Genomic DNA, 21,365 nt, shown 5'->3' on the forward strand with positions numbered 1-21,365 from the left:
CACCGAGGAAGCCAACGCACGGGGTACGCGCTCCACTCGGCCGAACAAATATCTGGCACAAAACCAAAACCAGAAAAACAATAGCTCGACACACTGTTGAGTTCTCAAAAGACACCCACACACCATCGGACACCGCTAGGTGACTTCCGGGGCGCCCCCGACACTGTACCCCTCCTGGACGCTGAGCGTCCCGGGGGTCCGGCCGGGGCTGTCTCCAGCTTACGCGGGCTGACTCTGGGCCTGAGAACCAGTCCCGGTCTGTCGTGCTGCCCGCCGTGGCGACATGGAAGAAGTTACACGCAGGCTTCCAGGAGTTCAAATCGGGGGGGCCCGTTCGCGTTCGCGCAGGTCACGAGCCCGGGCCCGGAGACGGAGGTGCTCCGCGGGGCGTTCCCGCGGAGCACCGGCGACCGTCACGAACCGGTCACGACCTGATCAGCGACGCGTCACAGCACGGGCAGGTAGGTCGCCAGCTCGTAGGGCGTCACGTTGCGCCGGTAGGCGTCCCACTCCGCGCGCTTGTTGCGCAGGAAGAAGTCGAACACGTGCTCGCCGAGGATCTCGGCGACCAGCTCGGAGTGCTCCATCGCGCCGAGCGCCTCGGTGAGGTTCTGCGGCAGCGGCTCGTAGCCCATGGCCCGGCGCTCGGTGTCGGTCAGCGACCACACGTCGTCCTCGGTGGGTGCGCCGAGCTCGTAGCCCTTCTGCACCCCGCGCAGCCCGGCCCCGAGGATCACGGCGTAGGCCAGGTAGGGGTTGCACGCCGTGTCCAGGGTGCGGATCTCCACCCGGCGCGTCGAGGACTTGCCCGGCGAGTACATCGGCACCCGCACCAGCGCCGATCGGTTGGCGTGGCCCCAGGACACCGCGGTGGGCGCCTCCCCGCCGGTGATCAGCCGCTTGTAGGAGTTCACCCACTGGTTGGTGACCGCGGTGATCTCCCGAGCGTGGCGCAGCACGCCGGCGACGAACGCCTTGCCCGTCTCGGAGAGCTCGTAGGGGTCGTCGGGGTCGTGGAAGGCGTTGCGGTCGCCCTCGAAGAGCGAGAAGTGCGTGTGCATCGCCGATCCCGGGTGGGCCGAGAACGGCTTGGGCATGAACGACGCGTGCACGCCCTGGGTGATCGCGACCTCCTTCACCACGTACCGGAAGGTCATGATGTTGTCGGCCATGGTCAGCGCGTCGGCGTAGCGCAGGTCGATCTCCTGCTGCCCCGGCCCGCCCTCGTGGTGGCTGAACTCCACCGAGATGCCCATCGACTCCAGCGTCTCGATGGCGTTGCGCCGGAAGTGCGGGGCGACGTCGTGGCTGGCCTGGTCGAAGTAGCCGCCCGAGTCGGCGGGCACGGGCGGGCTGCCGTCCGAGGGGAGGTCGCGCAGCAGGTAGAACTCGATCTCCGGGTGCACGTAGCAGGTGAACCCGGCCTCCCCCGCCCGGCTCAGCGCGCGGCGCAGCACGTGGCGCGGGTCGGCCCAGGACGGCGAGCCGTCGGGCATGGCGATGTCGCAGAACATCCGGGCCGAGTAGTGCTCACCGCTCGCGGTCTCCCACGGCAGGACCTGGAACGTCGACGGGTCGGGCCGGGCGACCATGTCCGACTCGTAGACCCGGGCGAACCCCTCGATGGCCGAGCCGTCGAAGCCGATGCCCTCGGCGAAGGCCCCCTCCAGCTCGGCCGGTGCCACGGCGACCGACTTGAGGTACCCGAGCACGTCGGTGAACCACAGTCGCACGAACCGGATGTCGCGTTCCTCGAGCGTGCGGAGCACGAACTCCTGCTGGCGATCCATGGGGCGAGCCTAGGAACGACGCGTTACGAACGTGTTTCCCGCCAGATCAGGGCGTGCGACATCACGACCCGATCGGCTGACGGGCGGCCGAACGGCCCTCATAGCGCGCACTCCGTCTGCCCCTGCGGGACCTCCAGGTCGATCAGGTAGGCGTTGACGACGTCGTCGATGCACCGGTTGCCCCGCAGCGCCGCGGTGTGCTGGTTGCCCTCCACCGAGATCAGGCTGCCGCCCAGGGCCTGGGCCAGGTCGACACCGGCCTGGTACGGCGTGGCCGGGTCGCCGGTGACCGACACCACGACCGTCGGGGGCAGTCCCGCGGCCTGCGGCGTGTGCGGCTGGCTGGTCGGCTCGGCCGGCCAGAACGAGCACGGGTCGAGCGCGCCGACCGCCCCCCGGCCGTCGTCGCGGAACGGGGCGGCCTCGTTGGCCCGCCGGATCAGCTCCTCCTGCTGGGCCCGGTCGGCGATCCGCTCCTCGTCCATGCAGCTGATCGAGACGAACGCTTCGATGCTGTTGTCGTAGTTCCCGTCGTCGCCGCGGCCGTAGTACAGGTCGGCCAGTGCCAGCAGGATGCGCCCGTTGCCGGTGGCCAGCCCGGCGATGCCCTGGGTCAGCACCGGCCAGAAGTCCTTGGCGTAGAGGGCCTGGATGACCCCGGTCACCGCGTCGCCGTAGGAGAGCGTGCGTGAGCCGACCGCGATCGGCTGGTCGATCAGCGGCCGGGTGAGCTGCTGGAACACCGCCGTGGCCTGTGCGGGGTCGGTGCCCAGCGGGCAGGCCGGGTTCGCGGCGCAGTCGGCGGCGAACGCGTCGAAGGCCTGCTGGAACCCGGCGTTCTGCTTGACCGTGCGGTCGATGGTGGTCTCCTTGGGGTCCAGCGCCCCGTCGAGCACCAGCGCCCGCACGTTCTGCGGGAAGGCCTCGGCGTAGGCCGAGCCGATCCGCGTGCCGTAGGAGTAGCCCACGTAGCTCAGCTTCTCGTCGCCCAGCGCCTGGCGCATGATGTCCATGTCGCGGACGACGTCGCGGGTGCCGGAGTTGGCCAGGAAGGCCGCGCCCCCGGAGCGCTCGGTGCAGCGCTGCGCGTACTCCTCGTTCTCCGCCTCGGTCTCCTGCACCCCCGCGGGCGAGGGGTCGACGTCCAGGTCGGCCCGCTCGACCTCCCACTCCTCGTTGGTGAGGCAGTCGATCGTCGGGGTGGAGGCGCCGACGCCGCGCGGGTCGAACCCGATGAGGTCGAAGCGCTGCGAGAGCGGGCTGCCGGTCAGGCCCCCGGCGAGGTTGGCGACCAGGCTCATCCCGGACGCTCCGGGCCCGCCCGGGTTGAACAGCAGCGAACCGATCTTCTCGCCGGACGCCTTCTGCCGCAGCAGTGCGATCTGCGCCTTCTCCCCGGCCGGGGCGGCGTAGTCGACCGGCACCTCGAGCCTGGCGCAGTCGAAGCCGGGGGCGGAGTAGGCCTGGCGGTCCTCGGCGCTGACGGCGAACTCCCCGCACGGGCCCCAGGTCAGCTGCTGCTCGTAGAACGACGCCAGCTCGGCGGAGTCCTCGGTGGGCTGCGGACCGTTCGCCCCGCTGGGGGCGGCGGCGCCGGTGGTGGACTGGGTGCACCCCGCCAGCACGGCGCAGCAGAGGACGAATGCGGCGGGTGTTCCTAGCCGGGCTCTCACCCGGCACAGCATGCCAGTGGGCCCGGTGGCGGGCAGACCGCATCGATGACGTGATGACGACAGGCGGGGCGTGTCGGCGCTCCAGCGGCGGGTACCGGAGCCGTCGTACGGTTCGCGTGTCCCACCGACCCGATCACGAGAGGCGGCGTGCGCACGACCATGGAGAACGAGGGCACCGAGAACAGGGGCGCGGCCTTCCGCTCGGCCTACCGGCACGGCTTCGTGCGCACCGCCGCCTGCACGCTGACCACCGCGATCGCCCAGCCCGACCGCAACGCGGAGTCGGTGCTGCGCGCGGCCCGCGAGTGCCACGACGAGGGCGTCGGGCTGGCCGTCTTCCCGGAGCTGGCGCTCAGCGGGTACTCGATCGAGGACGTGCTCCTGCAGGACACCCTGCTCGACGCGGTCGAGTCGGCGCTGCGCGACGTGGTCGTCGGGTCGGCCGACCTGCTGCCGGTGCTGGTGGTCGGCGCCCCGCTGCGCTACCGCAACCGCGTGCACAACACGGCGGTCGTGGTGCACCGCGGGCGGGTGCTCGGCGTCGCGCCGAAGTCGTACCTGCCCACCTACCGCGAGTTCTACGAGCGCCGCCAGCTCGCCGTGGGCGACGACGTGCGCGGCACGATCCGGGTGCCCGACGGCGCCGGGGGCACCACCGAGGTCCCGTTCGGCCCCGACCTGCTGTTCCGCGCCGAGGACGTGCCCGGGCTGGTGCTGCACGTGGAGATCTGCGAGGACATGTGGGTGCCGGTGCCGCCGAGCGCGGAGGCCGCACTGGCCGGCGCGACCGTGCTGGCCAACCTGTCGGGCAGCCCGATCACCGTGGGCCGGGCCGAGGACCGCAAGCTGCTGTGCCGCTCGGCCTCGTCGCGCTGCCTGGCCGCCTACGTCTACGCGGCCGCGGGCGAAGGCGAGTCGAGCACCGACCTGGCCTGGGACGGCCAGACGATGATCTACGAGAACGGCGTGCTGCTGGCCGAGACCGAGCGCTTCCCGAAGGGCCCCCGCCGCTCGGTGGCCGACGTCGACCTCGACCTGCTGCGGGCCGAGCGGGCCCGGATGGGCACCTTCGACGACAACCGCCGCCACCTCGCCGAGCGGCGCCCCGGCGGCGACGGCGTGCGCGAGGTGCGCTTCCGGCTGGACCCGCCGACCGGCGACATCGGCCTGCGCCGCGAGGTGGAGCGCTTCCCGTTCGTGCCCGCCGACGAGAGCCGGCTGGCCCAGGACTGCTACGAGGCCTACAACATCCAGGTCTCCGGCCTGGAGCAGCGGCTGCGCGCGATCGGCGACCCGAAGATCGTGATCGGGGTGTCGGGCGGGCTGGACTCCACCCACGCCCTGATCGTCGCGGCCAGGGCGATGGACCGCCTCGGCAGGCCCCGCTCCGACATCCTCGCCTTCACCCTGCCCGGCTTCGCCACCGGCGAGCGCACCAAGGGCAACGCGGTGCGGCTGTCCGAGGCGCTGGGCGTGACGTTCGAGACGATCGACATCACCGAGACCGCCCGGCTGATGCTGAAGAACCTCGAGCACCCCTTCTCCCGCGACGAACCCGTCTACGACGTCACGTTCGAGAACGTGCAGGCCGGGCTGCGCACCGACTACCTGTTCCGGGCGGCGAACCAGCGCAACGGGATCGTGCTGGGCACCGGCGACCTGTCCGAGCTCGCCCTGGGCTGGTCCACCTACGGCGTCGGCGACCAGATGTCGCACTACAACGTCAACGGCGGCGTGCCCAAGACGCTGATCCAGCACCTCATCCGCTGGGTCGCGGCCACCGACCTGTTCGACGACGACGTCAACGCCGTGCTCACCGACGTCCTGGACACCGAGATCACCCCGGAGCTGGTGCCCACCGGAGAGGACGAGGAGGTGCAGAGCAGCGAGGCCAAGATCGGGCCCTACAACCTGCAGGACTTCACGCTCTTCCAGGTGCTGCGCTACGGCTTCCGGCCGTCCAAGATCGCGTTCCTGGCCTGGCACGCCTGGCACGACCCGGACGCCGGGGACTGGCCGCCCGGCTTCCCCGACGACAAGCGCCCGTCCTACACGCTGGCCGAGATCCGGCACTGGTCGGAGGTCTTCGCGCAGCGCTACTTCGGCTTCAGCCAGTTCAAGCGCTCCGCGCTGCCCAACGGGCCGAAGGTGTCCGCGGGGGGCTCGCTGTCCCCGCGGGGCGACTGGCGGGCCCCGTCGGACATGTCGGCCCGGATCTGGGTCGAGGACGTCCGGGCCAACGTCCCCGAGGAGTGAGCGTGTGAACTCCGTCCCAGGTCGGTGATGCACAGGCCACGCGGGTGTCACGCTTTCGCCATCAGCCCCCGACGACCCGGGGACCCGCACCGCGGGCCTCGAGGGAGGACGGACGACGATGTCTGACACCCAGTCCCGCGCGAGCGCGGAACCCGACCGCACGCCACCCCGCACCGACGAGGTCCCCCCGCCGTACCGCTCGGGCCCCGCGGCCCCGGCGACCGGCAGGCCCAGGCGGACCCGCATCCACCACCTGCGCGAGCTGAAGGAGCGCGGCGAGCGCTGGCCGATGCTCACCGCCTACGACACCTACACCGCCGAGATCTTCGACGAGGCCGGGATCCCGGTGCTGCTCGTCGGCGACTCGGCGGCCAACAACGTCTACGGCTACGAGAACACCCTCCCGATCACCGTGGAGGAGATGCTGCCGCTGGTGAAGGCCGTCTCGCGCGGGGCTCGTTCCGCGCTGGTCGTGGCCGACCTGCCGTTCGGCAGCTACGCGCTGGGCGCCGAGCAGGCCCTCACCACGGCCTTCCGGTTCATGAAGGAGGGCGGCGCGCACGCGGTCAAGCTGGAGGGCGGGGCCCGGTTCGCCCCGCAGGTCGAGGCGCTGGCCGGGTCGGGCATCCCGGTGATGGCCCACCTGGGCTTCACCCCGCAGAGCGAGCACGCGCTGGGCGGCTTCCGCGTCCAGGGCCGCGGCGACGCCGGCGAGCGGCTCGTCGAGGACGCACTGGCGCTGCAGGCCGCGGGTGCCTTCTCGGTGGTGCTGGAGATGGTGCCCGCCGACGTGGCGAAGCGGGTGACCGCCGAGCTGGTCATCCCGACCATCGGTATCGGCGCCGGTCAGGAGACCGACGCCCAGGTGCTGGTCTGGTCGGACATGGCCGGCATGAACCGCGGCCGCAAGCCGCGGTTCGTCAAGCAGTACGCCGACGTCGGCGGCGTGCTGCTGGACGCGGCGCGGCGCTTCGGCGAGGACGTGCGCGGCGGCTCCTACCCGGACGCCGAGCACTCCTACAGCTGACCGCCGGAGCGACCCACGGACCACCCGCACGGGCGCGGACCCCGCGTCGCGCCCGTGCGGTGTGCCACCGCGGCGTCAGCCCGGGACGGACGCGCCCGGCAGCCCGGCCACCGGACGACCGGCGGCGTGCTCGGCCAGCATCGCGACCGCCGGGCACTCCCGGCGCTCCCAGCGCCCGCGCAGCGACTCCAGCCGGGCCAGGTCGGCGTCGCGGCCGGCGAGGGCGGCGGCCGCGGCGCGGAGCAGCTCGCCGGTCGTGGCGTGCACGTCGGGGTCGGCCAGCCCCCGCTCGGCCACCTCGCGGTGCAGCGGCCCGTCGGGCGTGGTGCGCCTGCCGGGCAGCGTGTCGTCCAGCACGAGGCCGGTCAGCAGGCTGAGCAGCTCGCCGTAGAGCACCTGGCCCGGGCAGGCGTCGAAGGCCTTGAACTCGATCCGGCCGACCTCGGCGGCCAGCCGGGCGGGCTGGGTGAGCGAGGGGTCGGCGGGCACCTGCGCGTCGTCCGGGCCGAGGAACACCAGCACGGCCGGGCGGGCCCCCGTGCGCAGCTGGGTGCGCGCCGACAACCCGCCCCACGGTCGGCCGTCGCGGAACGGCGAGGAGAACGACAGCGGCACCAGCCACGGGCTGTAGTGGGTGAGCTTGCGCCCGACGTCGACCAGCGCCTCGGCGTCGAGGTCGGCGCAGGAGAGGTTGAGGTCGGGGCCGTAGGTGACCATGTGCAGGTGGGCGGTGCGCTCCTCGGGCGAGCCGGTGCGGTGGCTGCGCTCCCAGTCGTTCAGCGGCGGGTCGACCCGGTAGTGCGAGCGCAGCGGGTTGAACGCGATCGTCGTGGTGGCCAGCCCGGAGCGGGCGGCCACGACGTCGAGCAGGGCGAGGTCGGCGGCGAGCGCGTCGGTGGCCTCCTCGACCGAGGTGTGGATCCGCGTGCGCACCTCGATGCCCTTGGGGTCGCAGCGCAGCAGCCCGCCCCGCTCGTCGAAGCGCTCGTAGCCCTCGACGTACCAGCGCTTGTGCTTGATGCCCTGGTCGCCGATGCGCAGCTGGGGGTAGTCGGCCGGGTCCGCGGGCAGCGCGTCCACCACCGCCTGCAGCTCCTCGAAGGACACGGCGGTGAAGTCGGCGAACGTGCCGTCGGCGCGCAGCATGGCGCACTCGTGTTCGATGCCGTAGCGGAACGTGCGTTCGGGCACGGAGCGACCTCCAGACGACGGAGAGCTAAGGGTACCCTTACCTAGCCGGGTCGCCGCCGGCGGTCACGCGGTCGGCGCCGCCCCGGACGCCGGTGCGTCACCGGCCGCGAACTCTATGCGCCCGGTGCCGGGATCGGCAGCCGTCAGCCGGACCAGCGCCGTCCTCCCGGCCCGCGGAGCCCCGGCGCACCGGGCCACCACCGGCGGGTCGGCCAGGAACACCTCCCCCGGCTCCCCCTCCGGGCCGCCGGCACGCAGCACGACCACCTCGAAGCGCTCACCGATGCGGCCGACGAGCAGCCCGGCCTCCGTGCGGTCGACGCACGCCCGCCCGACCTTGCCGGCCAGGGCGTCGGACGCGGCCATGACTTCGGGCAGGGCGGGCAGCGCGGCGCGCAGCCAGTCCGGCGGCTCCTGGCCCGCGGCCAGGGCCAGGCACAGCTCCGAGCCGAAGCGGTCGACCAGCCGCCGCAACGGCGCGGTGACGTGCGCGTACGTCGACCCGATCCCCCCGTGCCCGGGGTCCTCGGGGACCGGCACCCCCGCCGCGGTGTCGAAGGCCGTGTAGCGGGCCCCGCGCAGCAGCGCCGTCGCCGCCCGGCGCACCGCCAGCGGGACGGCACCGCTCGGCGGCAACCCGGCCAGCACCTCCGCCGGGTGCGCCCCGTCGGGCCAGGCCACGCCCAGCTCCTCGGCCGTGCGCCGGAACCCGGCCAGCGCCTCCGGGTCCGGGGCGGGCAGCGTGCGCAGCAGCCCGACCCCGGCCTCGATCATGATCCCGGCCGCGGACGCGCCGGTGAGCAGCGAGACCTGCTCGTTCCACTGCTCGACGGCCGAGCGCGCGCGAACCCGCACGGTCCAGCCCGCGCCGTCGGGCACGACCTCCTGCTCGGGCATCTCCAGCTCGATCGCCCCGCGGCCCAGCGCCAGCGCCCGGCGCATCCGGCCCAGCTCGGGCAGCCCGGCCAGCGCGGGGTGCAGCCGACCGGCGTCGAAGTCGGCCTGCACGCCCTCGTAGTCGAGCCGGGCTGCGGAGCGGACGAGCGCCCGACGCACGTCGACCGACACCGGCTCGGCGGCCCCGTCGAGCTCGACGGTCCACAGCACGGCCGGGCGCGGCCCGTCGGGCAGGAGGCTCGCGGCCCGCTCGGACAGCGTGGGCGGGTGCAGCGGGACGGACCCGTCGGGCAGGTACACCGTCTGCCCGCGACGGCGCACCTCGGCGTCGAGGGCACCGCCGGGGCGGACGAAGGACCCCACGTCGGCGATCGCGTAGTGCACCCGGTACCCGGTGGCGGTGCGGACGACCCCGAGCGCCTGGTCGAGGTCCTTCGACCCGGGCGGGTCGATCGTCACCAGCGGCAGGTCGGTCGCGTCGACGCGCTCGCCCGCCGGCCCCCGGGCGGCGGCCCGCTCGGCCTCGACGAGCACCTCGGGCGGGAACTCCTGCGGCAGCGCGAACTCGGCGCGGATCGCGGCGAAGTCCGGGGTCGCGGGCGGCACCCGACCCGGCCCGCTCACAGCCACCGCGGCGGCGTGGGCAGCGGCGAACCGTCGCCGGTCCGCAGCTCGCGCCCCTTCGAGCGGCCCAGCAGCCAGGTCGCCAGCTGCACGGTCGTGCCGTTGACGGCCACGCGGCGCACGTCGTCGGCGGAGATGGCGTCGACGGCCGGGGCGAGCTCGGGGCCGTCGCCCGTACCGGCGCCGCCCACCGACCAGCGGCGGCCGAGATCGGTGGCCACCAGCTCCATGGGCGGGCAGTGCGGGCTCGCGCCGATGGACCGCGCGGCGTCGTCGAGGACCGCGACCAGCATCGGCGCCGGGGCGTCGGCCAGCGAGGCGCCGACGTCGAGGTCGACCGAGTGCACCCACATCTCCCTGGCCCGCAGCCAGGGGATGTCCGATGCCGGCATGGCGTGCGGGCCGTTGCCGCCGACCCGCTCCGTCCACGCCTGCTCGGGCATCCCGCGCACCGCGACGGCGAGCCGGTCGGAGGAGTCCACCACGTCGTCGCGGATCGCCGACGGGTCGCGCCGGGCGCCCACCTCGATGTCGTGGTCGCGCTGCTCGCGGCTGGCGTAGGCCGGGCTGGGCACGCCGGTGCGCGCCCAGTCCAGCAGGTTGATCATCGCGTCGGCGTTGCGGGCGACGTGGGTCAGCACGTGCGCCCGGCTCCAGCCCGGCAGCAGCGACGGCGCGGCGAACGCCGCGTCCGCCATCCGCGTCATCAGCCCGCGCAGGTGCGCCGCCCCGTCCCCGGCCCAGGCCAGCGACGAGACCAGGGTGCGGGTCACGGCGCGGCCCGCACCGCACCGCCGCAGGACGGGTCGGTCACGGCTTCTCCAGGCGGCACGTGTTGCGCAGCTCGCCCACCCCGGCCACCGACGTGACGAGCTCGGCGCCGTCGGTCAGGTAGCGCGGGGGCTTGCGGGCGTGGCCCACCCCGCCCGGCGTGCCGGTGGCGATGACGTCGCCCGGGTTCAGCGTGAGGATCTCCGACAGGTACACGACCAGGTCGACCGCGCCGAACACCAGCTCGGCGGTCGTCGACCGCTGCATCGTCTCGCCGTCGAGCACGCTGGAGATCTCCCAGCCGCCGTCGGGCAGCTCGTCCGGGGTGACCAGCCACGGGCCCAGCGGCGTCGACTTCTCGAACGTCTTGCCCTGCAGGAACTGCTTCGTGCGGTTCTGGTAGTCGCGCACGCTGACGTCGTTGAGCACGGTGTAGCCGGCGATGGCCGCGGCGGCCTGCTCGGCCGTGGCGTGCCGGACCGGCGAGCCGATGACCACCGTCAGCTCGGCCTCGTAGTCGACCTTGTCCGACACCCTCGGCAGCACGATGTCGTCGTGCGCGCCGACGAGCGCCGGGGCGAACTTGGCGAAGACCGTCGGGTACTCGGGCAGCTGGTTGCCCATCTCCAGCACGTGGTCGCGGTAGTTCAGGCCGACGCAGATGATCTTCTCGGGGGACGGCACGAGCGGGGCGTAGTCCAGCCCGCCGACCGGGTGGCTCGGGCCGGCCGCGGCCGCGGCGTGCGCGGCCCAGTCCGGACGCTCCAGCAGCGCGCGCACATCCGCCTCACCGGTCTCGACGGCGGTGTCGTCGGGACCGGTGCCGTCGATGCGCACGGCCCGCGTGCCCGTCGCCGTGCGGATCGTGGCCAGCCTCATCGCGTCTCCTCGCTCGTCACGCCGGGAAGTCTGGCCCAGCGCACCGCCCGGCACATCCCCGGGTGGGCGTCGAGGCGGGACGATTCGACGAACGGGCGCCGAGCGCGCGGGTGCGCGGCGCCCGTCCGCCGCGGTCAGATCTCCCCGCCCTCCGCGCCGCTCGCCCCACCCTGCACCGGCAGCGTCGCGAACACCGCCGGCGGCTCCCGCCACGGGTCGACCGGGCGGCCCGCCCTGGCGTCGCGGATCGCCGCCCACACCCGCTGCGGGGAGCAGGGCAGATCGACGTGGCGCACCCCGAACGGGCGCAGCGCGTCGACGACCGCGTTCTGCACCGCGGGCGTCGCCCCCACCGTGGCCGACTCGCCGATGCCCTTGGCCCCGAGCGGGTTCATCGGCGTCGGGGTCTCGGTGTTGGACGTCTCGAAGGTGAACAGGTCGGCCGCGGTGGGCATCCGGTAGTCGGCCAGGGTGGCGGTCAGCGGCTGGCCGTCGGGGTCGAACACGACCTCCTCGTACAACGCCTGGGCGATGCCCTGGGCCAGCCCGCCGTGCTGCTGGCCCTCGACCAGCAGCGGGTTGAGCACCCGGCCGCAGTCGTCCACCGCCACGTGCCGCCGCGGCGTCACCATGCCCGTCTCGGTGTCGACCTCCACGACCGAGACGTGGGCCCCGAACGGGAAGGTGGCGCCCTCCTGGCGGAAGTCCAGCCCCGCGTGCAGCTCCTCGCCGTGCGCGGCGACCTGGGTCCAGGTGAGCGTGGCGCCCGGGACACCGGTCACGCCGAACTCGCCGTCCTCGGTCAGCTCGACGTCGTCGGTGTTCGCCTCCAGCAGCTCCGCGGCCCGCCTGCGGGCCTGCTCGAGCACGTCGTCGGCGGCCGCGGCGACGGCGTTGCCGCCCATCTGCAGCGATCGCGACCCGCCGGTGCCCCCGCCGCGCGGCACCGCGGCGGTGTCGGACTGGACGAACCGGATGCGCTCCATCGGGATGCCCAACCGGTCGCTTGCCAGCATCGCGAAGGCGGTGGCGTGCCCCTGCCCGTGCCCGGAGGTGCCCGCGGAGATGGTCACCGAGCCGTCGGCGTGCACGGTGACCGAGCCGAACTCGGTGCCGCCGCCCCCGGCGGTGATCTCGACGTAGACCGCCAGCCCGATGCCCAGCTGCACCGGGTCGCCCGACTCGCGGCGCGCGGCCTGCTCCTCGCGCAGCTTGTCGTAGTCGGCGATGCGCAGCGCCTCGCGCAGCGGCAGGTCGTAGTCGCCGATGTCGTAGCGGGCCCCGGTGACGGTGGTGACCGGGAACGCGTCGGGGGCGATGAAGTTGCGCCTGCGGATCTCGGCCGGGTCCAGGCCCAGCTCGTCGGCGGCCAGGTCCATCAGCCGCTCCAGGTAGGCCGTCGCCTCCGGGCGGCCCGCGCCGCGGAACGCCCCGACCGGCGTCGTGTTCGTGGCCGCCACGGCCGCGGAGTAGCCGACGGACCCGATGCGGTAGACCCCCGGGCTCATGGTGCGGGTCGGCCCCAGTGCCAGCGCCCCGCCGAAGCCCGCGTAGGCCCCGGCGTCGGCGACGACCCGCGCGCGCAGCCCGGTGATCACGCCCTCGCGGGTGAGACCGAGCTCGTAGTAGCCGATCTGCGCCCGGCCGTGCGGCATCGAGACGAGGTTCTCCGAGCGGGTATCCACCCAGCTGACCGGGCGCCCGAGCCGCCGGGCGACCCCGACCGCGGCGGTGTGCTCGGCGATGAACCCGGCCTTGCCGCCGAACCCGCCGCCCACGTGCGGGGCGATCACCCGGATCCGCTCGGGCTCGAGCCCGAACAGCTGCCCGGCCTGCCTGCGGAACCCGTGCGGCATCTGGGTGGACACCCAGATCGTCATCTCGTGCCCGTCGCCGGGGTCCGGGTCGACGGCGATGGCGTTGCCCTCCATGGACATCACCGCCAGGCGCTGGTTCACCATGCGGGCGCGCACCACGACCTCGGCGCCGTCGAGCTCGCCGTCGGTGGCCGGGCGCATCCCGGCCATCAGGTTCGTGCCCAGGTCGGGGAACTGCAGGGGCGCGCCCGGGGCGAGCGCGGCCTCGGCGTCGACCACGGCGGGCAGCGGGTCGTAGTCGACCTCGACCAGCTCCACCGCGTCCACGGCGGCGGCCTTGGTCTCCGCCACGACGACGGCGACGGCCTCGCCGACGAAGCGGACGCGGTCGACGGCCAGCGGTGGGCGCGGGACGTCGGGGTTGACCGGCATCAGGCCGTGGTGGGCGGGCAGGTCGAGGTCGGCCGCGGTGAAGACGCCGACGACCCCGGGCGCGGCGACGGCCTGCGCCGCGTCGATGCCGGTGATGGTGGCGTGGGCCAGTGGGGACCGCACGAACGCCAGGTGCAGCAGCCCGTCGAGGACGAGGTTGCCGACGTAGGTGGTGGCCCCGGTGATCAGGTCGAGGTCCTCGACCCGGCGGACGGAAGTGCCGAGTATCGATCCGGGCATGGTCCGACCCTACGGCGTCCGGAGGGGCCTCCGCTCAGTTTCGCCCCCGGATTTCGTTGCCCGATGCTATTGATCCCAACGCGTCCATCAGGGCGACGCGGGCCCCCAGCGGTTGACGGTTTACTTCCGATTCGGAAGTCTTCGCCCTCCACCCCACCGCAGACCACGCTCCGGAACGGGCTCGCCCGCACCGGAGCCCGCCCCGGGGGGTCGGACCGGTCGGGGGCCGGTCCGACTTCCCGACCACCTCCCCGCGCCCCTGTAACGTGCGGGTTCGTGCCCGACAACAGCCCCTCCCACCACGCGGCGGCTCCCGGCGACGAGCCCGGCTTCGGCTACACCGAGGTGCTCCCGCTCGGTCCCGACGACACCGAGTACCGCAGGCTCGACCTCTCCCCCGGCAGGGTGGTCGAGGCCGCCGGCCGGACGTTCCTCGAGGTCGACCCGGCCACGATCAGCGCGCTCGTCCGCGAGGCCGTGCGCGACATCCAGCACATGCTGCGCCCCTCGCACCTGGCCCAGCTGCGGGCGATCATCGACGACCCCGAGGCCTCCCCCAACGACCGGTTCGTGGCCATCGACCTGCTGCGCAACGCGTGCGTCTCGGCGGGCGGCGTGCTGCCCATGTGCCAGGACACCGGCACCGCGATCGTGATCGGCAAGCGCACCGAGACCGTGCTGACCGGCGGCGACGACGAGCGCGCCGTCACCCGCGGGGTCTTCCAGGCCTACGACTCGCTCAACCTGCGCTACTCCCAGATGGCCCCCACCTCGTTCTGGGACGAGCGCAACACCGGCTCCAATCTGCCGGCCCAGATCGAGCTCTACAGCGCGCCGGGACAGGCCCCGAAGTACGAGTTCCTGGTGATGGCCAAGGGCGGCGGCTCGGCCAACAAGACCTTCCTCTACCAGGAGACCAAGGCCCTGCTGAACCCGCGCAGGCTGGCCGCCTTCCTCGACGAGAAGCTGCGCTCGCTGGGCACCGCGGCCTGCCCGCCCTACCACCTGGCCATCGTCGTCGGCGGCATGTCCGCCGAGTACACCCTCAAGGTGGCCAAGCTGGCCTCGGCCCGCTACCTCGACGCCCTGCCCGACGCCGGGTCCGAGCTGGGCCACGCCTTCCGCGACCGCGACCTCGAGCAGCAGGTCCTGGAGCTGACCCGGCGGTTCGGCATCGGAGCCCAGTTCGGCGGCAAGTACTTCTGCCACGACGTGCGGGTGGTCCGCCTGCCCCGGCACGGCGCCTCGCTGCCGGTCGGCATCGCCGTGTCCTGCTCCGCCGACCGCCAGGCCAAGGCCAAGATCACCCCCGAGGGGGTGTTCCTGGAGCAGCTGGAGCGCGACCCGGCCCGCTACCTGCCCGAGACCACCGAGGAGGACCTCTCCGACGAGGTCGTGCGGGTCGACCTGGACCGCCCGATGGACCAGATCCGCGCCCAGCTCTCCACGCTGCCGGTGAAGACCAGGGTCTCGCTGACCGGCTCGCTCGTGGTGGCCCGCGACATCGCGCACGCCAAGATCGCCGAGCGGCTGGAGGCCGGCGAGCCGATGCCCCAGTACCTGCGCGACCACCCCGTCTACTACGCGGGCCCGGCCAAGACCCCCGAGGGCTACGCATCGGGCTCCTTCGGCCCGACCACGGCCGGGCGGATGGACACCTACGTCGAGCAGTTCCAGGCCGCAGGCGGCTCCCTGGTGATGCTGGCCAAGGGCAACCGCTCCACGCAGGTGACCACGTCCTGCGCCGCCCACGGCGGCTTCTACCTCGGCTCCATCGGCGGCCCGGCCGCCCGGCTGGCCCAGGACTGCATCCGCAAGGTCGAGGTCCTGGAGTACCCCGAGCTGGGCATGGAGGCGGTCTGGAAGATCGAGGTGGCGGACTTCCCGGCGTTCGTCGTGGTCGACGACAAGGGCAACGACTTCTTCTCCGAGGTCGGCCAGCCCCTGCTGCAGGTCTCCTTCCGGCGGTAGGCGCGCCCTGCCGACCGGACGGCCGGCTCAACCCCCCGGCAGCAGCGACCGCACAGCCGCCGCGAGCTCGCCCGGCGCCTCCAACGGCACGAAGTGGCCGACGTCCTCGAGCACGGTCAGGCGGTGCCCGGGCAGCATCGCCTCCAGCCCTTCGCTGAAGGCCGGGGGGAACAGCGGGTCCGCCGCGCCCCACACCACCGCAGAGGGCACCCCCACCGGCGGCGCGGGCGGCGCGTCGCCGCGGGCCGCGGCCACGGCGACCGGGAGGCTCGACGAGCCCGAGCGGTACCAGTTCAGGCTCGCGGTGAACGCCCCCGGTTCGGCGTAGGCGCGCACCAGCGCGGCCAGGTGCGCCGGGCCGAGCGGCTCCTGGCGCCCGCCCCAGTGCCGGTAGAAGTGGCCGAGGTAGGCCGCGACCGCCCGGGGTTCCCCGTCGATCAGCGCCGAGGCCAGCTCCAGCTGGTGGAAGTCCTGGTACCAGAACTCGCCGCGGTGCTCCGGCGCCAGCAGCAGCGGGCCCGCCGCGGGGTTCATCGGGTTGCCCAGGGCCAGCCCGACGACCCGGTCCGGGGCGTCGCGGGCGACCTGGATCGCGATCGACGAGCCGATGTCGTAGCCGACGAGCACCGCCCGCTCGATCCCCAGCGCGTCCAGCACGGCGAGCACCACCGCGGCCTGCGCGGCCCGCGAGTACCCCGCGACCGGCAGGGCGGGCCGGTCGGACCCGCCGAACCCGCGCAGGTCGGGCAGCACGACGTCGGCGACCGGCTCCAGCAGCGGGCGCAGCAGCCGGTAGTCGAACCAACCGCCGGGCCACCCGTGCAGGCACACCACCGCCGGGCCGGTGCCGCCACGGGTGAGGTGCACGCGGTGGCCCTCGGCGTCGCGGAGCGTGTGGTGGCCCCAGGACTCGTCCTCCGGGTCGACGAACACGGGCGCGGTGCTCACCGCAACCGCCTCGGCCCGCTGTCGGCGCGCTGCGGCGGCGGCCCCAGCACCACCCTGGCCCCGACGACGGCCGCGCCGTCGGCCGAGGCCAGCACCGGTTCCAGCACCAGCGAGCGGATCTCGGGCAGGTCCTCGGCCAGGGCGCCGACCCGCAGCACCAGGTCCTCCAGGGCCTCGAGGCGGGTCGGCTCGGTGCCGCCGTAGCCGGCCAGCAACGGGGCCGCCCGCGGCGCCCGCACCAGCGCCGCGGCGTCCTGGTCGGAGACCGGCACCACCCGGAAGGCGCGGTCGCCCAGCAGCTCGGTGGCCATCCCGGCGAGCCCGAAGGACAGCAGCGAGCCGAACGTCGGGTCGTCGACGATCTCCAGCACGCAGGAGACGCCCTTGGGCGCCATCCGCTGCACGTAGAGCTCCTCGCTGCCGGTGAGCGCGAGGAAGTCGTCGTGGGCGCGGCGCACGCCCTCGGCCGTGACGATGTCGAGCCGGACGCCGACCTGGTCGGTGCGGTGGCGCCAGCGCTCGGCCGCCGCCTTCACCGCGAGCGGGTAGCCCAGCTCCTCGGCCGCGGCGACGGCCTGCTCGACGCCCTCCACGCGGCGGAAGTCGACCACGGCGATGCCGTAGCAGCCCAGCAGCTCGACGGCCTCCTCGTCGGCGACCGGGTGGGTGCGCTCCGCGCCGAGCCTGTGGACCAGGGCGCGCGCCCGCTCGGCGTCGACCCCCTGCGGGCGGACGAACTCGCCCACCGGCCGCGAGCGCCACCGCGCGTACCGGCTGACCCGGGCCAGCGCGGCCGCGGCCCGCTCGGGGCTGGAGAAGCTGGGCACCGATCCCCGACCGGGCCCACCGCCCGGACCCGCGACGGCCAGCTCGGCCGGCACCCCCTCGGCGGCCAGGAACACCGCCGCGACCGGCTTGCCGCTGTCGGCCACCGCCTCGCGCAGCGCCCGCGCGTACGCCGCGCCCGGCGTGGCCACCGGCGGCACGAACACCGCGATCAGGCCGTCGACGCCCTCCTCGCCCACCGCAGCGGCCGCCGCGGCGGCGAACTCCTCCGGCGTGGACGTGACGCCCACGTCGACCGCCTTGCCCGCCGGCTCCATCTCCTCGTCGAGCAGCGCGTCCTCGACCAGCAGGCCCAGCGCGGTGGAGTTGCCGACCACGGCGATCCGCGGCCCGGCCGGCAGCGGTTGGTAGGCCAGCAGCAGCGCCACGTCGAACAGCTGCGCCAGCGTCTCCACCCGGATCACGCCGGACTGCTCGAACAGCGCGCGCAGGTTCACGTCGTCGACCGGGGTGGCGGTGGCGGCCAGCGCCGGCGTCGGCGCGGAGTGCCGACCGCTCTTGACCAGCACCACCGGCTTGGTGCGGGCCAGCCGCCTGGCCAGCCGGGCGAACTTGCGCGGGTTGCCGAAGGTCTCCAGGTAGAGCAGCACGACGTCGGTGGCCGGGTCGGTCTGCCAGTACTGCAGCAGGTCGTTGCCCGACAGGTCGGCCCGGTTGCCCGCCGAGACGAAGGTCGACAGGCCGAGGCCGCGCTCCTTGGCCGCGGCCAGGATGGCGATGCCCAGCGCCCCGGACTGGGAGAAGAAGCCCACCCGCCCCAGCCCGGGCACGTCCGGGGCGAGGGTGGCGTTGAGCCGCACCTCCGGGTCGGTGTTGGCCACGCCCAGTGCGTTCGGGCCCACGACGCGCATGCCGTGCGCCCGGGCCTCGCTGACCAGCCGCCGCTCGGCCACCGTGCCGCCCTCGCCCGCGTCGGCGAACCCGGCGCTGACCACCACCAGCGCCTTGACCCCCTTGGCCAGGCAGGAGTCCATGACCTCGTCGATGTTCGACGCCGGGACCGCGATCACCGCGAGGTCGACCTCGTCGGGGATGTCGGTCACCGAGGGGTACGCCCGCACCCCGCGCACCGACCGGGCGTCGGGGTTGACCGGGTAGACCGGCCCGGTGAAGTTGCCGCGCAGCAGGTTGGCCAGCACCGCGTGGCCGATCTTCGACGGGTCGGTGGAGGCCCCGATCACCGCCACCGAGGTGGGGTGCAGGACGTTGTGCACGCTGCGCGCCTCGGCCCGCTGCTCGCGCGAATCGCGCACCGCCAGCGACCGCTCGGTGGGGTCGATGTCGAACTCCAGGTGCAGCACGCCCTCCGCGAAGGCCCGGCTGACCTGGTAGCCGGCCTGCCGGAACACCCGCACCATCTGCTGGTTCTCCACCAGCACCTCGGCCTCGAACCGGCGCAGGCCGTTCTCCCTGGCCGCCGCGGCCAGGTGCTCCAGCAGGATCGAGCCCAGCCCGCGGCCCTGGTGCTCGTCGCGGGCGACGAACGCGACCTCCGCGGAGTGCGGACCCTCACCCTGCGCCCCGCCGGGCAGGCCCTCGTACCGCCCGACCGCGATGATCTCGTCGCCCAGCAGGCAGATGAACGCCACCCGCGAGCGGTGATCGACGGTGGTGAAGCGGACCAGGTCGCGCGGGGGGATGCGCGGGTACGGCCCGAAGAAGCGCAGGTAGCGGGTGCGCTCGGAGAGGTGCTCGTGGAAGCGCAGCAGCGCCGGGGCGTCCTCGGGCAGGATCGGGCGCAGGTGCACGATGCCGCCGTCCGACGCCACCACGTCGGCCTCCCAGTGCCGCGGGTAGCCGGGATCGGGCGACTGCCGGACCGGGGCCGGGACCGTGGCTTCGCTCGCGGCGGTATCGACGTCCGGTGCGGTGTCGGCAGCGGTGTCGGCAGCGGGGCCGGGGCTCGGGTTCGTCGTGTCCACGTCAGTCCCGGGGGTCGTCGGGGTCGAGGCCGTGCAGCGGGAACACCGCTCGTCGCACATCGATGACGGCCGTGTCGACCCGGTCGGAGCCCTCGGTCCACGGCTCGTGGCTCGGGTCGCGCCCGTCGGTCATCTCGGTGGGCAGCGGGCGCCCGGTCAGCCGGGAGGTGTGCGCCGTCCAGCCGGCCGGGATCGGGCGGCGCGGGTCGACGTCGCGGTCGAGGACGGTGGCCAGTAGGTGCGTCCAGGACCGAGGCACCACCCGGAACAGCCCGTACCCGCCGCCCCCGGTGGCCAGCCACTTGCCCCCGGCGGTCTCCACGGCGAGCTCGCGCAGCGCCCGGTAGATCGCCCGGTGGCCGTCGACCGACAGCCCGAGGTTGGCCAGCGGGTCCTCGGCGTGGGTGTCGGCCCCGCACTGGGTGACCAGGATCTGCGGGCGGAACTCCCGCAGCAGCGAGGGCACGACCGCGTGGAAGGCGCGCAGCCAGCCGCCGTCGGCGGTGCCGGGCGGCAGGGGGACGTTGACCGCGTAACCCACCCCTTCGCCCCGGCCCGACTCCCCCGGCCACCCGGTGCCGGGCCAGAGCGTCATCGGGTGCTGGTGCAGCGAGATGGTCAGCACCCGCGGGTCGGAGTAGAAGGCCTCCTGCACGCCGTCGCCGTGGTGCACGTCGACGTCCACGTAGGCGATGCGCTCGAAGCCGTGGTCGAGCAGCCAGGAGATGGCCACGGCGCAGTCGTTGTAGACGCAGAAGCCGGCGGCCCGGTCGGGCATGGCGTGGTGCAGCCCGCCGGCGATGTTGACCGCCCGGTCGACCCGGCCCTCGGCGATCTCGCGGGCGCCCAGCAGCGAGCCGCCGCAGACCAGCGCGCCGGCCTCGTGCATGCCGAAGAAGATCGGGTTGTCGTCGGTGCCCAGGCCGTGGCCCACCCGGAACGGCGCCTCCGGGGCCGACTTGACCGCCGTCAGGTACGACGGCACGTGCACCCGCTGCACCTCCTCGTCGGGCGCCTGCCGCGGCACGAGCGGCTCGACGCCCTCCAGCACCCCGAGCTCGGTGGCCAGGCGCATCGTCAGGTCGAGCCGGACGGGGTCGAGCGGATGGTCGTCGCCCAGGTCGTAGGTGAGGAACTCCGGGGTCCACACCACTGCGGCCGTCATGGCCCCGACCGTAGGGGATGCGGGGCCCGCATCGCGCGTTCCGCGCACGGCCTACCCCGCCCGTGGTCGAGGCGGGCGCGATCGTCGGGAAGCGGGCCCATGCCGGGCCACCTACCGGACATCCGACGCGGATAGGATGGGTGTCGACCGAAGGGGCTGCAGCGTGAACGACCTCATCGACACCACCGAGATGTACCTCCGCACCATCTACGAGCTCGAGGAGGAGGGCGTGGTCCCGCTGCGCGCCCGGATCGCCGAGCGCCTCGGCCAGAGCGGGCCGACAGTCAGCCAGACGGTCGCCCGCATGGAACGCGACGGCCTCGTCGTCGTCGCCGGCGACCGGCACCTCGAGCTCACCGAGACCGGGCGCTCGCGGGCCGTGTCCGTGATGCGCAAGCACCGCCTCGCCGAACGCCTGCTGGCCGACGTGATCGGCCTGGAGTGGGAGTTCGTGCACGCCGAGGCCTGCCGGTGGGAGCACGTCATGAGCGAGGCCGTCGAGCGCAAGCTCGTGGCGCTGCTCGACAACCCCACCATCTCGCCCTACGGCAACCCCATCCCGGGCCTGGCCGACCTCACCCCTCCCGTCGCGGCCGACGGCACCGAGGTCGCCAACGGCCGCACCTCGCACAACGCGCCGCCGACGCTGGAGGCCGGCCTGCAGCGGCTCGACGAGTTCGCCCGCCGCGGCGGCGGTCAGGTCGTGGTGCGTCGCATCGCCGAGCACATCCAGGTCGACGCCGACCTGATGGCCGAGCTCAAGGGGGCCGGCATCGTGCCGGGCCTCGACGTGGACGTGCGCTCCATCTCCCGGTTCGGCGAGTCGGTGCCGGTGAGCTCGCGGGGCGCGGAGTCGGCGGTGGCCCCGCTGATCGCGCACGCCGTGCTGGTCGCCGCTCGCTGACCGGTACCGCGG

General features: G+C 74.0%; 14 protein-coding genes. 4 read left to right on the top strand and 10 right to left on the bottom strand.

The features are described 5' to 3' along the window. Positions 1–446 precede the first annotated feature (446 nt). Together glnA and KDL28_RS25370 are read right to left on the bottom strand one after the other, a co-directional pair. On the bottom strand, positions 447–1,790 hold the full coding sequence (gene glnA / locus KDL28_RS25365; protein WP_252442238.1) for a type I glutamate--ammonia ligase: 1,344 nt from the start codon (positions 1,788–1,790) through the stop codon (positions 447–449). 98 nt (positions 1,791–1,888) lie between these two features. Further along, a complete protein-coding gene (locus KDL28_RS25370) occupies positions 1,889–3,463 on the bottom strand; it encodes an alpha/beta hydrolase (protein ID WP_252442240.1) in 1,575 nt (524 codons plus the stop codon). A 147-nt stretch (positions 3,464–3,610) separates the two neighbouring features. Here KDL28_RS25370 and KDL28_RS25375 point away from each other — a divergent pair, with 147 nt between their 5' ends. Together KDL28_RS25375 and panB are read left to right on the top strand one after the other, a co-directional pair. Beyond that, positions 3,611–5,719: an NAD(+) synthase gene (locus tag KDL28_RS25375; RefSeq protein WP_252442242.1), complete on the top strand. Its 2,109-nt coding sequence runs from the start codon at positions 3,611–3,613 to the stop codon at positions 5,717–5,719. A 118-nt stretch (positions 5,720–5,837) separates the two neighbouring features. Continuing rightward, a complete protein-coding gene (gene panB, locus KDL28_RS25380) occupies positions 5,838–6,746 on the top strand; it encodes a 3-methyl-2-oxobutanoate hydroxymethyltransferase (protein ID WP_252442244.1) in 909 nt (302 codons plus the stop codon). A 75-nt stretch (positions 6,747–6,821) separates the two neighbouring features. On the opposite strand, the gene KDL28_RS25385 is transcribed toward panB, so the two are convergent. From KDL28_RS25385 to KDL28_RS25405, 5 genes are all read right to left on the bottom strand, one after another. Continuing rightward, positions 6,822–7,937: a glutamate-cysteine ligase family protein gene (locus KDL28_RS25385; protein WP_252442246.1), complete on the bottom strand. Its 1,116-nt coding sequence runs from the start codon at positions 7,935–7,937 to the stop codon at positions 6,822–6,824. 63 nt (positions 7,938–8,000) lie between these two features. After that, a complete protein-coding gene (locus KDL28_RS25390; protein WP_252442248.1) occupies positions 8,001–9,464 on the bottom strand; it encodes an RNB domain-containing ribonuclease in 1,464 nt (487 codons plus the stop codon). Then, positions 9,455–10,231, bottom strand: coding sequence for a maleylpyruvate isomerase N-terminal domain-containing protein (locus KDL28_RS25395; protein WP_252442250.1), 777 nt, complete (start codon positions 10,229–10,231; stop codon positions 9,455–9,457). The genes KDL28_RS25390 and KDL28_RS25395 overlap by 10 nt, the downstream gene beginning before the upstream one ends. A gap of 37 nt (positions 10,232–10,268) precedes the next feature. Continuing rightward, entirely contained in the window at positions 10,269–11,108 is an 840-nt protein-coding gene (locus KDL28_RS25400) for a fumarylacetoacetate hydrolase family protein (protein WP_252442252.1), read from the bottom strand. Between the two features lie 134 nt (positions 11,109–11,242). Continuing rightward, positions 11,243–13,597: a xanthine dehydrogenase family protein molybdopterin-binding subunit gene (locus tag KDL28_RS25405; protein WP_252442254.1), complete on the bottom strand. Its 2,355-nt coding sequence runs from the start codon at positions 13,595–13,597 to the stop codon at positions 11,243–11,245. Positions 13,598–13,873: 276 nt separating this feature from the next. Here KDL28_RS25405 and KDL28_RS25410 point away from each other — a divergent pair, with 276 nt between their 5' ends. After that, positions 13,874–15,568 (top strand): fumarate hydratase, encoded by a 1,695-nt coding sequence (locus tag KDL28_RS25410; protein ID WP_252442256.1) that lies wholly within the window; start codon positions 13,874–13,876, stop codon positions 15,566–15,568. Between the two features lie 27 nt (positions 15,569–15,595). On the opposite strand, the gene KDL28_RS25415 is transcribed toward KDL28_RS25410, so the two are convergent. From KDL28_RS25415 to KDL28_RS25425, 3 genes are read right to left on the bottom strand one after another with little or no spacing between them, the layout of a single operon-like run. Then, positions 15,596–16,516, bottom strand: a complete 921-nt coding sequence (locus KDL28_RS25415) for an alpha/beta fold hydrolase (RefSeq protein WP_252442258.1) — start codon at positions 16,514–16,516, stop codon at positions 15,596–15,598. Next, positions 16,513–19,284, bottom strand: coding sequence for a bifunctional acetate--CoA ligase family protein/GNAT family N-acetyltransferase (locus KDL28_RS25420; RefSeq protein ID WP_372497066.1), 2,772 nt, complete (start codon positions 19,282–19,284; stop codon positions 16,513–16,515). Before KDL28_RS25420 ends, KDL28_RS25415 begins: the two co-directional genes overlap by 4 nt. Position 19,285: 1 nt before the next feature. Continuing rightward, the gene (locus KDL28_RS25425) at positions 19,286–20,449 is read right to left on the bottom strand and encodes an acetoin utilization protein AcuC (RefSeq protein ID WP_252442260.1); all 1,164 of its coding nucleotides are present in this window, start codon (positions 20,447–20,449) and stop codon (positions 19,286–19,288) included. Positions 20,450–20,612: 163 nt separating this feature from the next. Between KDL28_RS25425 and KDL28_RS25430 the strand changes: the two genes are divergently transcribed. Next, positions 20,613–21,353 carry an iron-dependent transcriptional repressor DtxR gene (locus KDL28_RS25430; protein WP_252442262.1) on the top strand — a complete coding sequence of 247 codons (741 nt, stop codon included), beginning with the start codon at positions 20,613–20,615 and terminating at the stop codon, positions 21,351–21,353. The last annotated feature ends 12 nt before the right edge of the window (positions 21,354–21,365 follow it).

The organism is Pseudonocardia humida, assembly GCF_023898865.1.
GTDB lineage: Bacteria > Actinomycetota > Actinomycetes > Mycobacteriales > Pseudonocardiaceae > Pseudonocardia > Pseudonocardia humida.

What these genes read in the sequence shown, in the direction of transcription:
- glnA (WP_252442238.1), bottom strand. Translation starts at nt 1,790, where the DNA reads ATGGATCGCCAGCAGGAGTTCGTGCTCCGCACGCTCGAGGAACGCGAC.
- panB (WP_252442244.1), top strand. Translation starts at nt 5,838, where the DNA reads ATGTCTGACACCCAGTCCCGCGCGAGCGCGGAACCCGACCGCACGCCA.
- KDL28_RS25400 (WP_252442252.1), bottom strand. Translation starts at nt 11,108, where the DNA reads ATGAGGCTGGCCACGATCCGCACGGCGACGGGCACGCGGGCCGTGCGC.
- KDL28_RS25405 (WP_252442254.1), bottom strand. Translation starts at nt 13,597, where the DNA reads ATGCCCGGATCGATACTCGGCACTTCCGTCCGCCGGGTCGAGGACCTC.
- KDL28_RS25425 (WP_252442260.1), bottom strand. Translation starts at nt 20,449, where the DNA reads ATGACGGCCGCAGTGGTGTGGACCCCGGAGTTCCTCACCTACGACCTG.